The organism is Bradyrhizobium sp. Leo78, assembly GCF_059512425.1.
Genome location: NZ_JCAMOT010000063.1, coordinates 1 through 11916 on the forward strand (window position 1 = coordinate 1; position 11916 = coordinate 11916).

Annotated in this window: 13 protein-coding genes and 3 pseudogenes; 12 read left to right on the forward strand and 4 right to left on the reverse strand. The window is 63.2% G+C overall.

The features are described from left to right. The 3 genes and pseudogenes from AC5ZG1_RS40015 to AC5ZG1_RS40025 all read left to right on the forward strand — a co-directional run. The coding region (locus AC5ZG1_RS40015) for a C48 family peptidase (RefSeq protein ID WP_496136206.1) at window positions 1-987 on the forward strand (987 nt) is incomplete at its 5' end. Window positions 988-1953: 966 nt separating this feature from the next. Then, window positions 1954-2288: pseudogene (locus AC5ZG1_RS40020) on the forward strand (helix-turn-helix domain-containing protein); the annotation flags it as partial. A 61-nt stretch (window positions 2289-2349) separates the two neighbouring features. Next, window positions 2350-2802: pseudogene (locus tag AC5ZG1_RS40025) on the forward strand (transposase); the annotation flags it as partial. Here the strand turns inward: AC5ZG1_RS40025 and AC5ZG1_RS40030 are convergent. From AC5ZG1_RS40030 to AC5ZG1_RS40045, 4 genes are read right to left on the reverse strand one after another with little or no spacing between them, the layout of a single operon-like run. Further along, window positions 2740-3894 (reverse strand): phage baseplate assembly protein, encoded by a 1155-nt coding sequence (locus AC5ZG1_RS40030; protein WP_028167558.1) that lies wholly within the window; start codon window positions 3892-3894, stop codon window positions 2740-2742. The pseudogene AC5ZG1_RS40025 and the gene AC5ZG1_RS40030 sit on opposite strands and share 63 nt — an antisense overlap. Before the next feature lie 20 nt (window positions 3895-3914). Continuing rightward, window positions 3915-4583, reverse strand: a complete 669-nt coding sequence (locus tag AC5ZG1_RS40035) for a hypothetical protein (RefSeq protein ID WP_130580783.1) — start codon at window positions 4581-4583, stop codon at window positions 3915-3917. Next, the gene (locus tag AC5ZG1_RS40040) at window positions 4580-5125 is read right to left on the reverse strand and encodes a DNA circularization N-terminal domain-containing protein (RefSeq protein WP_028167560.1); all 546 of its coding nucleotides are present in this window, start codon (window positions 5123-5125) and stop codon (window positions 4580-4582) included. Before AC5ZG1_RS40040 ends, AC5ZG1_RS40035 begins: the two co-directional genes overlap by 4 nt. 9 nt (window positions 5126-5134) lie before the next feature. Beyond that, a complete protein-coding gene (locus tag AC5ZG1_RS40045) occupies window positions 5135-7147 on the reverse strand; it encodes a C40 family peptidase (protein ID WP_496136207.1) in 2013 nt (670 codons plus the stop codon). Here AC5ZG1_RS40045 and AC5ZG1_RS40050 point away from each other — a divergent pair. The 9 genes and pseudogenes from AC5ZG1_RS40050 (at window position 7131) to AC5ZG1_RS40090 (ending at window position 11914) form a co-directional block, all read left to right on the forward strand. Further along, window positions 7131-7607 carry a hypothetical protein gene (locus tag AC5ZG1_RS40050; RefSeq protein WP_028167561.1) on the forward strand — a complete coding sequence of 159 codons (477 nt, stop codon included), beginning with the start codon at window positions 7131-7133 and terminating at the stop codon, window positions 7605-7607. The two genes, AC5ZG1_RS40045 and AC5ZG1_RS40050, sit on opposite strands and share 17 nt — an antisense overlap. A gap of 5 nt (window positions 7608-7612) precedes the next feature. Then, the gene (locus tag AC5ZG1_RS40055) at window positions 7613-8098 is read left to right on the forward strand and encodes a choice-of-anchor Z repeating domain-containing protein (RefSeq protein WP_155255460.1); all 486 of its coding nucleotides are present in this window, start codon (window positions 7613-7615) and stop codon (window positions 8096-8098) included. Window positions 8099-8115: 17 nt separating this feature from the next. Further along, the gene (locus AC5ZG1_RS40060; RefSeq protein ID WP_028167563.1) at window positions 8116-8394 is read left to right on the forward strand and encodes a hypothetical protein; all 279 of its coding nucleotides are present in this window, start codon (window positions 8116-8118) and stop codon (window positions 8392-8394) included. Then, the gene (locus AC5ZG1_RS40065; RefSeq protein ID WP_496136208.1) at window positions 8394-9770 is read left to right on the forward strand and encodes a phage portal protein; all 1377 of its coding nucleotides are present in this window, start codon (window positions 8394-8396) and stop codon (window positions 9768-9770) included. The genes AC5ZG1_RS40060 and AC5ZG1_RS40065 overlap by 1 nt, the downstream gene beginning before the upstream one ends. Further along, window positions 9706-9912: pseudogene (locus AC5ZG1_RS40070) on the forward strand (JAB domain-containing protein); the annotation flags it as partial. The gene AC5ZG1_RS40065 and the pseudogene AC5ZG1_RS40070, both read left to right, overlap by 65 nt. 14 nt (window positions 9913-9926) lie before the next feature. Further along, window positions 9927-10121, forward strand: coding sequence for a hypothetical protein (locus AC5ZG1_RS40075; protein WP_463717427.1), 195 nt, complete (start codon window positions 9927-9929; stop codon window positions 10119-10121). After that, the gene (locus tag AC5ZG1_RS40080; protein WP_496136209.1) at window positions 10118-10864 is read left to right on the forward strand and encodes a hypothetical protein; all 747 of its coding nucleotides are present in this window, start codon (window positions 10118-10120) and stop codon (window positions 10862-10864) included. The genes AC5ZG1_RS40075 and AC5ZG1_RS40080 overlap by 4 nt, the downstream gene beginning before the upstream one ends. A 2-nt stretch (window positions 10865-10866) precedes the next feature. After that, the gene (locus tag AC5ZG1_RS40085; protein WP_455998854.1) at window positions 10867-11382 is read left to right on the forward strand and encodes a hypothetical protein; all 516 of its coding nucleotides are present in this window, start codon (window positions 10867-10869) and stop codon (window positions 11380-11382) included. A 22-nt stretch (window positions 11383-11404) separates the two neighbouring features. Beyond that, complete coding sequence (locus AC5ZG1_RS40090; protein ID WP_035691820.1) at window positions 11405-11914, forward strand: SHOCT domain-containing protein; 510 nt, start codon at window positions 11405-11407, stop codon at window positions 11912-11914. The last annotated feature ends 2 nt before the right edge of the window (window positions 11915-11916 follow it).

Genomic DNA, 11916 nt, shown 5'->3' on the forward strand with positions numbered 1-11916 from the left:
GGAGCTCGTTCAAATACCTACGCGGGTCTGGACTCTTTCGTTGACCTGAATGCGCCGACGCCATCCGAATTGCGCGACGATGCTCAATCAGCGCCGGTGCTCGGCCCTGCCGGCTTTGTCGTCGGCGCATCGGGCTCGCTTGTGGAGCTTGAGGATATCGGACCTCTCGTCGGCGAGAATTGGCAGCATGGCTCCCGGCCGGTGCCGGATTTCCTGCTCGATGCCCTGGATAACATCGGCGTCCTGCCGACCCAGTTCAGCGGCCCAAGGCAGGTCTCCATCAACAGTGAGACCTACTCGATCACATTGGGGACGCGAGGACGCCGCGATGCGCAATTCATCCATCATCCTCGCCCTTCCCCCGTCCCAGATGCCCGGACCGGTACGTCAGTTACCGGCGCCTCTTCCGCCGGACGCGTGCTAGGTGCCACGGACTGGCTGTCGAACGAGCATATCCAGCGGGACTATGAGCTCCTGACACAGGAGTTGCAGGAGAGCAATCCGGATCTCGCCGCCCGGACGCAGTTCGTGAATCCCCTGATAGCCCAAATGGTGCGGTCAGACGCGTTCGCGGCACAAGCACTCAATTGGATTGGCCATACAGACGACTTCCTGTTCCTGCCGGTAAACGATGCCGGCGCGAAGATAGAGCAGCGCGGCAGTCACTGGTCGCTGCTGCTGGTTGATCGCAGCGATCGGTCAAGGCCGCCGGTTGCCCATTACTACGATTCTCTGATGGTAGACGATGGGTACGGCTCTCAGGTGGGATATAATGACGGGCCCGCAGCGGAGCTCGCAGAACGGCTGGGGGCCAACCCGCAACGGGCCGCAATGCGCCAGCAGAGCAACACCTATGATTGCGGCGTCTTTGTCGTGGACGGCACCCGGGAGCTGGTCAGGCGATTGGCAACAGGACAGCCGGACCTGCTGAACCTTAAGAACCTCAGGGTCAGTCGGCTGGCCCTGCAAAACCGGCTCAGGAGCTGAGGTCGGCTTGTGTCGATAGAACTGGCTGAAGCGGCTCTCGCCGACACCGGCCAGACCTTGTGTGCGAGGCTGAATCCGACAGTCGAAAGGCAAAGCTGGCGAAGCTGCTGACCAGTCGGCCAAAAGGCTGCGCGGCCCTTTCGAAGGAGGCGAGATTGAACCGGGCCATTCGAGCCTACCGGATGAATCTCGAAGGAATCCTTTCGAAGCACAGGCTGCGGCGGCCGCGCACTTGTGACTGGAAGAAGAATCGCAACCATCCATCTATGCGGAGAGTCAAAGACGCCCTGTCTTGGCACGGTCTGTTCAGCCACCGGCGCAGCCCGCGATGAGCGCGCCCACCGAATAGGCAAGCAGAAGCAGGCTGACAACCACCAGCGACATCATCGCGGCCGGAACAATGATCTGCGCTTCGGCGTGGAAACGATATCGCTCATGCGACCAGTGCCGGCTGCTTGCCGAGCATATCCGGTCTGATGCGGAGAGCGATCCAGAAACGAAGTAAACCCGGCCATCCCTTTCGGCACAGCAGGGCAAGTCGCGTTTGGGTCTCAATTTCGGGAAACCGCGGATATGTCCGCGACAGCCATGGTTACCGTCACGATAGGGAGGGCAACGACGGTTCTATCGCGGCGCGGCCATGCGCCGAAACATTTCTTTCCTCCGGGGATCGGCGGCACGATGAAGCAGAGCGCGACGACCAGGAGCCCGACGAAAGCAACTCCGAAGCCCATGTTGGTCTCTTGCATTCTCCGAGATCGCAGATAGGCCAACAGCCGACAAGCGGGACACGATTACGCCGCCTTGGTGCGTTGGAACCCCGAGCTTGGATTTGTTTGGAATGGCGGGTTTCGCGCCTTGATTGATAGGGCACCTGGCAATGGTGATGACTACTGGATCTAGTCATCTGGAACGTAAGTTCGTCACATTATATGATGGCGCGAATCTCTATAGAGGAGAGCGCTTGTGGCGAATGCAGGTGTGAGAGGCCGGCCAATCGAACCGTTGGTGCTGAGTCTGCAAGAGCGAGCATATTTAGAGAGGCAAGTTCGTCGTCATCGTGTAGCTCGGTCGCTGTCTGAGCGGTGCCGTGCGATCCTGCGGTGTGCAGACGGCTTGCCAAGCAAGTCTGTGGCTGCCGAACTCGGCATCCATGAACACACCGTTGGCAAGTGGCGCCGCCGATTCTTGAGGGATCGCTGTGATGGCTGCTTGACGAAGCTCGCCCCGGCCGCCCTCGAACCATCAACGACGATCAGGTTGCTGAGGTAATCGAGCGGACATTGCGTACGACGCCACCGAGGGTGTCAGAAAGAATGTGTAAGCAGGTTTCTGTGAGTTTACCTTACCGAGGAGACTCACATGACGACCGACACGACGATTACACCTGAACTACTGGATCAACTGCTTGCTAACTATGAGAAGCCTGAAGACCTCACAGGTGCAGACGGGCTTTTCAAGCAGCTGAAGAAGGCGCTGATTGAGCGGGCGCTTGGTGCGGAGCTGAGCGATCATCTTGGCTACGAGAAGGGGGACCCGGCTGGCCGCGGCAGCGGCAATAGCCGTAACGGAACCAGCGCGAAGACAATCCTGACCGAGGACGGCGAGATCGACATAGCTGTGCCACGCGACCGGGCCGGCAGCTTTGAGCCGCTATTGATCGCCAAGGGCCAGACCCGTTTCGACGGCTTTGACGACAAAATCCTGAGCCTCTACGCGCGCGGCATGACGGTGCGTGAGATCCAGGGGCATTTATCTGAACTTTATGGGGCCGAAGTCTCGCCGGATTTGATCAGCCGGGTCGCCGATGGTCTGCCCGCCGGGCTGGTTGGGGTGGCGGACATCCCAGCCCATGCTGTCGCGCAGCAGCCACGGCGCCACCACATCGAGCTTGGTCAGGGTGCCGGTGTTGCGATCCTGGGTGAAGGTGACGCGCTGGATCTTCATCGGCATGTCCAGCATCGCCATCGGCGAATAGACGTGAACGTCATCGCCGGGCTGCCACAACGATCGGCCGTCGCGCAGCCAGCCGTACACTACGATGGTTGCGGTGACGTTGGTGCCGTTGTGCCAGATCGCTTCGTACTTGGCGCGGTTGCAGACTTCCGGCTGCGTCTTCACCGGCTGCTCGGCCGGCGTGATCAATTTGGAGAACATCGAGCCCGACATGCCGGTGACGCTGCATTTCAGCTCGCTGGCCGCGGTGCCGGAATTGTCGTCGCTGGCGGCGTGCTGGCCGATCACCTTGTGCTCGGTATAGACGTGCTCATGGCTGATCACGCATTGGCACGACTTGATGTTGATGCCCTCGATCAGCTCGCTGACGATGGTGCCGGTGTGCTCGCCGATCAAAAGGAAGCTGCCGTGCGCATCCGAGCCCATCACCACGCCGCGCGGGCGCGCGATGCGCTCGAGGAAATCCCAGACCAATTCGCCGGGATTGTTCTGCAATTTCGGGAATGGCGTCAGGTCCGGCGACCCGACTACCTTGATGCCGACGCCGTAGGGCGCGACCACTTCCTGCGCGACCTGGACCACGTTCTTGTCGTCGAAATTCCCGGTCTTGGTGTCGACGCTGGATTTCGCCGCGTTGGCGGTCAGGCTCTTGCCGATCAGCATCACGCCGTGCTGGGTGGCGTCATAGGCCACCTGACGCACTTCGATGAAACCGGTGATCGCGAGCTGGCCGGCGAGCAGGATGGTGCACTGATCATCCGGCTTGAACTGCAATTTCTGCCACAGCGGCACCCTGCCGCGCGCCGTCGTCACCTCGGTGTCGCGCTCGGCCGCGGTGAACTTGAAATGGCTGAAGGCTTCCGCCCAATCGCTCGAAACCTCGACGGTCTCCCAATCTTCGAAGATCAAGCCGGCGACCACCAGCTGCGCGACTTCCTGGGGTCGCGGCATGTGATCTCCTTAAGGTTCGCTCATTGCGACAGCGCCAAGCCCTCGGTCGGGCAGAACGCCGGATGCACGATCTTGTTTTCCTGCCGCACTTCATCGGCGCGCGAGGCGTCGTCATAGAGCCGATAGGACAGCATCAGCGATGGCAGCACCGCGGCGAACTGGTAGCGCAGCATGCGCGGCAACGGGCGCGCGGTCTCGACCAGATGATTGGTGATCGCCGCCTGCAGCCGGATCAACGCCTGATAGGTCATCGAATCCATATCGTCGGCCGCGATCTCCTCGGCCTCGGCGAAGGGCTGCGCCATCTCGTTCTTGATCAGCGCGACGCTCTGCCGGCTGACGAACTCCATCCGGGCGATGATCGCGGCCTCGGTGGCGAGGCAAAACCGCACACTGGCGTTCTTGACCAGGATGCCGCCCAACGTCGCGGTGGTCTCGGCATCAAGCTGGCGCCGCACGCTCTCGATCTGCTGCAGCGTGGACCCGGCGAGCCGGGCGTCGTCAAAGCAGGCATCGAGCGATGGCCCGATGTCGTCATGGATCAACAGCTTCAAGGCATTGGCGCGGGTGTCGCCGATCGTGGTGCGGGCCTGCGAGCCGGCGCGGCCCTTCGGCGGCACGGTCGCGATCAGGTTGGCCAGCATGCGGTCGACGATGCCGGCGGCTTCGATGGCGTCCTGCCGCTTCATGCGTTGACCCCGGCCGGCGGATTAGCCAGCACGCGCTGCGCCTGGTTGCGCAGGTTTTGGCTCTCATTGAGCAATTTGCCAGCGGTATCGATGGCTGGCGTCCAGGTCTGCGGATCGAGGCCTTGCTCTTGAAAGGTGATATCGAACACGCAATAGCCGCCGAGCTTTTCTTCCTCCGTAATCCGATAGCGCGGGCACACCACGATCTGGTCGCCCAAGGTCGGCAAGCGCAGCCGGCCCGGGCCTTCCTCCTCCAGCGCCGCGATCAAACGATTGCGCGCCAGCTGGTAGTCGCGGCGATACAGGATGTCGTTGGCGGCGTCGTCATAGGGATAGACCATGCAATAGGCGCGGATCGAAAACGTGCGCGCGACGCGGCCCATGTCCTCGGCGTAGGGCAATTCCTTTTTCGGAAACACGTGTTCGACGATGCTGCGGCCGCCTTCCCGGCTGTTGACCTCGCAATGGAAACGCGCGTTGCGGAATGACGCCGGCATATAGCGGTTGCGCCACGCCGTTGGCAGATCGAAGATCGTCGCCATCGATCATTCCTAGATGTTCATCGGTTCTTCGTTGGTCGCCGAGCGCTTGGCCGGCTCCATCTGGGTCTGCCGGTTGACCTCGACTTCCTTGAACAGTCCGCCGCCCTCGGCGCCGACTTTGGTGCCCTTCGGCGCGTTGACGTCGACGCTGATCTTGCCGGTGCCCTCGACCTTGGTGGCGTTGGCCTGTGCGCGATCGACTTGGGCGCGATCGGCGATGGCCTGCTGATTACGTGCCGCGCAGGCCGCGCTCGCACCGGTCGAAAATTCAACGCCGCGCCGCCGGCCTTCCCAATAGTTGTAAACCTCGCTCGATCCTGGCACCGCGACGCGACCGGGCAGATGGGTGCCGGGATCGCCCTCCATGCCTTGGTTGGTGCGGCCTTGGATCAGGTTGCTGCCACCGCCGACCGCCGCCACCTGTTTGTCGAATTCTCGCTGCTGCGCCGGGCTGATCGATTTGGCGCCCATGCCCGGCTTGTTCATCGCGTAGAAGCGGCTGTTCAGTTCATCCTTGAGGGTGTAGCCGGGCACTTTTTGCCGGATCATCGAGACCCGGTTGTACAGCGCCTCGACCGTGGCGGCGCCGCCGCCCTCATAGGCCTGCAGTTGCGACAGCTTGGCCTTGACCGCCGGATCGTTCAGCTCGGCCATCAACGGCGCGCGCTGCTCTTGCAGGTATCCGCCGCCACCCTTGCCCCCGGCTGGCGTATCGCCCGCGCGTTGGCCTCCGCCCGGGCCTGCGGTCTGACCGTTGTTGGCGACTTGGCTGCGATCCCAATCCGGACGGCGCGCTGTAATTTGCGAGGCTGAACGCCATTGCGTCGACACGCCGCCTTGTCCGGACGCGGTGCCGCCTTGGTTGCCGCCGAGCATTTCGTACTCCAGTTCACCGGTTCGCGGATTCTTTCGCGTTGAACCGGTAAGAAAACCGACATGGCCGCCGGTCTGGCCGGCGCTGCGGCCCCGCGCCAATATGCCGATGTCGCCCGGCTGCACGTTTCCCGGTTTGACCGCCGAGCCGTAATTTAGAAAACTCGTTGCAACCAGCGAGCCGGAGCCCTTCATGCCGGCCTTCGCAAGATTGGAATTGACGAATGCCGCGCACCACGCCGTGGTTGCCGGATTAACCTTGATGCCGTTCTCGCGGAAGAAACCGCTCAGTTTGGTCTGATCGCGGATTTCATCTTCGCCGAGATGTTGCCGCGCGAAGGCCAGCGCCTGCGCCGGACCGGCCTCGCCGTTGCCGGAGGCCTGATTGCCGGCGGGTGAAATGCCGCCGCCGACGTCGCTGCCATTGGGCGCGCCGCCGGCACCGCCACCCGGGAATGCAGCCGCGCCACCGCTCTCGCCGCCGCCGGCTCCGCTGGTGTAACCACCGCCACCGGCCCCGCCACCACCGCCGCCCCATGCACCGCCGCCGCCGCCGAACATCGGCGCGCCACCTTGGGTTCGCCCCAATCCGCCGCCCGGCGAATAGGCCGCCTGCTGCACCATGCCGGCGAAGCCGCCGCCACCGCCGCCGCCTTGGAACGACATCGGTTGATAGCCCGGCAACTGTTTTTTGATGGCTTCATCGATCTTGCCGGTCAGTTGCTCGGTCGCCTTGGTGTTGTCCTCAACCGGCTTGTTCGGCTTGTTGGTCCAGTAGTCGTTCCAGCGCTCCAGGTAGCTCTTGTCTTCCTCTTTCCTGCCCGGCTGTTGCGGCAACAGCTCCGGCTTGGTGGCCCCCTCAATGCTGCTCGGCGTGTTGTACCCGCGCTTGAACACATCGCTGTTGCCGATCCGGATGAAAAGCTGTTCAAGCGATTCGAAGCTGGAAAGGATCGCCGACGTCACCTTGTTGGCGTTCTCCAGCGCGGTGGTGAGCGGCCCGACCTTCAAGGTGTTGATAATGTCGCTTATGCGGCTCCACTTGCCTTCGAACAAATTCAGCTGCTTGTCGAATTCCGTGCCGAGCCGCAACCTGCGCTCCTCGGCGTCGTACCATTCCTTGGATTTCTCGGTGATCGTCGGCGACATCAAGAACGTGGCGGGCGCGCTCTTGACCGCGACGCAGGGCTACATCCGCAACATGTGCTGGCTGATGAACCCGCAGCAGGTTCTGTCCGCTGGGCTGACCCCGGCTCCGGGTGTGGGCACGTTCCCGTTCCAGGCCGAGGTTAGCCAAGGCAGGCTCGCGGGCTATGCCATCATCGACTCCGGCACGGTGCCGATGGGGACCATCATCGCGCTCGACGCGGCCGACTTCGTCACCGTGGGCGGCGAGGCTCCCCGCTTCGAGATCAGCGATCAGGCGACGCTGCACATGGAGGACACCAACCCGCAGCCGATCGTGGGTGGTGCCGATCCGGGCACGCCGGCCAACCCGGTGCGCTCGCTGTGGCAGACCGACAGCCTGGCGCTGCGGCTGATCCTGCCGGTCAACTGGACGCTGCGGCGTCCGGGCATGGTCGCGTGGGTGCAAGGCGTGACGTGGTGACCGCCATGGCTGACAGCGACAAGAAAGACCCGCCGCTCCCGGCGGGTCAGAATCTTGCGGAAGGGTCGAAGCCTACCCCGACGCAGGAAGAGAACGATCTCGCTGCGATGGGCGAGCACGTCATCGAGAAAGAGCCGGACGGCAGCCCGCTCGATCCCGGGGTGCCGTATCCGCCGGATTTGCCGAATCCGCCCGAGCCAAGCGTGCCGGTCATCGAGAGCATTTCCCCGACCACCGGCCCGCTTCCCGACGTCACCCTGCAGGTCGATGGCTCGTTCGGGCCTGATGCGGTGATCGTGTTCGACGGCGCGCCGCAGACAACCACGCTGGTCGCCTCGACCCGGCTGACGACTTCGATCGTCGGCTTTGCCGGTGCGGCTGGCAGCTACGGCGTGCTCGTGCGCGACGCGGCCGGTGACAGCAACGTCGTGCAGTTCACTTTCACCGAACCGGTGGAAGGCGCTGCCGCCGCTGGCCGGCGGCGGCGATAACCAGAGGAGATCAGGTCATGACTGATGCGAAAGAAGCGGCCAAGAGGGCCTACGACCGCGAGCATGAGCAAAGCGAAAAGACCCGCGCCGAGGGCAAGGAGAAACTGTCGAAAGGCAAGCCGACCCCGACGCAGGAGGAGAACGACCGCACCAAGATGGGCGAGTACATCCAGGAGCACGAGGAGGACGGCAGCGGACCCGATCCGCATGCGCCGAAGCCGGAGCAGAACAACCACAAGACCCGGCACATGGAAGCGGGACAACGCGACCGGAACTATCAGACCAGAACGAGCTGATGGGTGCTTGGGACCTCCTGTCGCGCATCGCAAGCCGGATCATCAAAGGCGAAGGCGACTATCGTCCCGGTCCATGGCATTTGCCGGTCACTGGCGGCTGGCTGCCTGTCGGTGTCGGCGAAAACTGGAATTGGTGGCAGCTCGGGTACAGCCCGATCAGCCTGTCGCGGTCTGCGATGGTCGAGGCGTGCGTCTCGGCCTATTCGCAGACGGTCGCCATGTGCCCCGGCGACCATTGGCGGCTCAATGACGAGGGCGGGCGCGACCGGGTCAAGACCTCCGCGCTCGCCCGCATCCTGCGACATCCCAACGACTACCAGACGATCAGCGATTTTCTGCTGAACACGACGCGCTCGCTCTACACCGAGGGCAACGCCTATGCGCTGGCGCTCAGGAATGACCGTTACGAGATCGATGAACTGCACCTGATGAATCCGGCGCAGTCGCATCCGCGTCTCGCCTACAACGGCGAGATTTTCTATGCGCTCCACGGCAATGACGTCATCGCCAAGCGCCTGGGCGGAGAAGCCGGTCTCTTGGTGCCACAGCGCGACGTGCTCCACATCAGGCTGCACACCAATAGTCGCGCGCCGACGCCGCTGGTCGGCGAGTCCCCCATCGTTGCCGCCTATGAGGACGTCGGCGTCGGCGCCGCGATCTCGCGCCAGCAGGCGGCGTTCTATCTCAACGAGGCGCGCCCGAGCGCCGTGCTGTCGACCGATCTGGTGCTCGACAAGGATCAGGTCCAGGCGCTGCGCGACCGCTGGAACGATCAGGCCAAGAACCTGCATCAGGGCGGCACCCCGATCCTGACGGCGGGACTCAAAGTGCAGCCGTGGTCGGTCGGTGGTCGCGATGCTGCAACGGCGGAAATCCTCAAGCTCTCGAATGAGCACATCGCGCTGGCGTTTCGCGTGCCGCTGCAAATCCTCGGCATTGGCGGCACCAACTACGCCTCCACCGAGCTTTTGATGCAGAGCTGGATCGCCATGGGGTTGGGCTTTGCGCTCAACCACATCGAGGAAGCATTCGGGCTGCTGTTCGGCCTCAAGGGCCAGCCCGACGAATACGTCGAATTCGATACCGCCGCGCTGTTGCGCTCGGCGCTCAAGGACCGGATCGAGGCGCTCGCGCGTGGCGTCCAGGGCGGCATCTATGCGCCCAACGAGGCCCGCGCGCAGGAAGGCCTCGACGCCGTCGACTTCGGCGATGAGCCGCGGGTGCAGCAGCAGGTCGTTCCGCTGTCCGCCGCTGGCGCCATCCCGGCCGCGCCGGGACCGCAGGCGCCGCCATCCGCTCCGCCAGCACCAGCTGCGCCGCGCGATCGAGCTGCACGCGTGCGCGCTGCTGCTCGTGCACAACCATCCGTCGGGTGACCCGTCGCCGTCGGGCGCCGATATCGCCATGACGAAACAGATCGTCGAGACGGCCAAGCCGCTCGGCATCGCCGTGCACGATCACATCGTGATCGGCCGCGACGGTCACGCCAGCCTGCGCCAGCTCAACTTGATGGCCTAACCGGAGGACCGACCATGTCCCGTTTGATCTGCCGCGACCCGTTCGCCCGCACCGAGCTGCACCGCGACAACGCCGGAGCCGGCGAATGCCAATGGTGCGGCACCACGCGCCAGCTGTTCCGCTACTTCACCGAAACCGACGGCGGCCGGCGCCTCGACCATCCCGGCCGGTTCTGCAGCAAGAGCTGCTTTTGTGCCTTTCACGAATGAGCACGCGCACCATCGTCACCCATGCCCGGCAGCGAAAGCTTACCGGGCTTGAGGCGTCAGAAGGGGCCGCGATCCTGCGGCCTCGGCTCAAGGGCAAATGGATACCCGGAGACAAGATGACCTACATCACCGAAACCGAAGAACACGGCCGCAAGCGCTGCAGCATCGATCTGCCGCGCTTTGCCGCCGACATCGCCAAAGCGCTGGGCGGCAAGCTGCTGCCTGCTGGCGACTATCCGAACGAACAGCAGCAGATCCTGGTCGGGACCGACCGGCTGGACTTGCACGCCAACACCCACACGCGCCGGGTCAAGGCCTACGCCAACGCGCCCGAGATCGCGTGGGGCGACTGGTCGACCTATGACAAGGCCCAGGCGACCGAAAGCGCCTCGATCAATCCGGACGGCCGCAGCCTCGCTGCGATTGCGAACGACCTCAAAAAGCGGGTCCTTGATGCAAATCAAGCGCCGCTCGCGGCACGGCGCGCCTATGCCAAGGCGCAGCGCGAGAACCGCGCAAGCATCGTCAAGAATGCCGACGCCTTGAAGGAAGCGCATCCGACGCTGGACATTCGCGTGAACGAACGTGAGCAGACGGCGCAAATCTATTCCGGCGCTTCCGGCCACTACATCGCGGCGCGCATGAGCCATTCCGGCGAGGTATCGATCGATCGCCTTGGCAGCGTGTCGGCGGAAACCTTCGGCCGGATATTGGCCGTCCTCGACGCCGTCAAGCGAGGCTGATCATGCGAGAGCAAATCATCATCAGATCGAACGGCACGAATCCGCAGCACTCACAACCCGAAGGGAAAATTGAAATGACCACCAAGAAGACGACCACGCCGAAGCGAGCATGGACGCTTGCGCGCCTGACCAAGCTTTACAAAAACCTAGTTCAAGAATTCGGCCCGCGCGCCGTCTGGACGCACCAGACCAAGCCCGGTCGCGGTCTCGACGCCTACTATGCCGAATTCTGCGAGAACTTCGGCGCGGAGATCGGCGCGAGCAAGGACGCGGTGCAACTGCAAATCTCATTCACCGAATTGTTTGCGTCGCGCACCTGGGCACCACGGCAGACCCACTATGCCGTCATCAACTTGGCCGCCGCATGGGAGGCGGGATTCATCAAGACAACCGATTTTCCCGCCATGACGGTGCAGCGGTCCGTCACCAACTGGCCAGAACCGCATTCCATCTCCGAACCCGAACGTTGGGCGGAGCTGCAGGCGGCGAGCACCGCTCGCATGGGCGAAGACCAATAACGGCTGATCGGAGAAAAACCAGATGACCGACAAAATCACCAAGATCAAAGAGCTGGTCGAGATGCGCGACCAGGGGCTGATCAGCCAAGACGAATTCGAGAAGCTGCGCGCCGAAGTGATCGCGATGCCGGCGATGGGCAGCACCGGCCAGCCCTTTAGCTTGCCGTCACAGCCGCAACGCTTTGAGACTGTATTTCGCAACCCTCAAACCGGCGCGGTTGTCAGGATCAACAAGGGGTCGGCGTTCTGGCTGACGTTCTTCTTCGGCTGCTTTTATCTGGCCTACAAAGAAGTCTGGTTGCACGCCGGCATCGCGTTGCTACTGGCGCTGCTCACCTCTGGCCTCATGTGGCCAGTCTATGCCTTCTTCGCCTATCGCATCATCGTCGATAGTTATCGGCGTAAGGGCTGGATCGAACTCGACACGCCGCCTGTGCCCTTCAATCCTTCCTATGGCGAACAGGTCGAAGCCATCCGGACCGCTATTGCGGAAGGCCGTGATCCCCGGCAACCGCCGCCGCCGAGGCAATGACG

Coding starts and splice junctions, on each gene's coding strand:
- AC5ZG1_RS40030 (WP_028167558.1), bottom strand. CDS start 3,894: ATGCCGCGACCCCAGGAAGTCGCGCAGCTGGTGGTCGCCGGCTTGATC.
- AC5ZG1_RS40035 (WP_130580783.1), bottom strand. CDS start 4,583: ATGAAGCGGCAGGACGCCATCGAAGCCGCCGGCATCGTCGACCGCATG.
- AC5ZG1_RS40040 (WP_028167560.1), bottom strand. CDS start 5,125: ATGGCGACGATCTTCGATCTGCCAACGGCGTGGCGCAACCGCTATATG.
- AC5ZG1_RS40045 (WP_496136207.1), bottom strand. CDS start 7,147: ATGTCGCCGACGATCACCGAGAAATCCAAGGAATGGTACGACGCCGAG.
- AC5ZG1_RS40055 (WP_155255460.1), top strand. CDS start 7,613: ATGGCTGACAGCGACAAGAAAGACCCGCCGCTCCCGGCGGGTCAGAAT.
- AC5ZG1_RS40060 (WP_028167563.1), top strand. CDS start 8,116: ATGACTGATGCGAAAGAAGCGGCCAAGAGGGCCTACGACCGCGAGCAT.
- AC5ZG1_RS40065 (WP_496136208.1), top strand. CDS start 8,394: ATGGGTGCTTGGGACCTCCTGTCGCGCATCGCAAGCCGGATCATCAAA.
- AC5ZG1_RS40075 (WP_463717427.1), top strand. CDS start 9,927: ATGTCCCGTTTGATCTGCCGCGACCCGTTCGCCCGCACCGAGCTGCAC.
- AC5ZG1_RS40080 (WP_496136209.1), top strand. CDS start 10,118: ATGAGCACGCGCACCATCGTCACCCATGCCCGGCAGCGAAAGCTTACC.
- AC5ZG1_RS40085 (WP_455998854.1), top strand. CDS start 10,867: ATGCGAGAGCAAATCATCATCAGATCGAACGGCACGAATCCGCAGCAC.
- AC5ZG1_RS40090 (WP_035691820.1), top strand. CDS start 11,405: ATGACCGACAAAATCACCAAGATCAAAGAGCTGGTCGAGATGCGCGAC.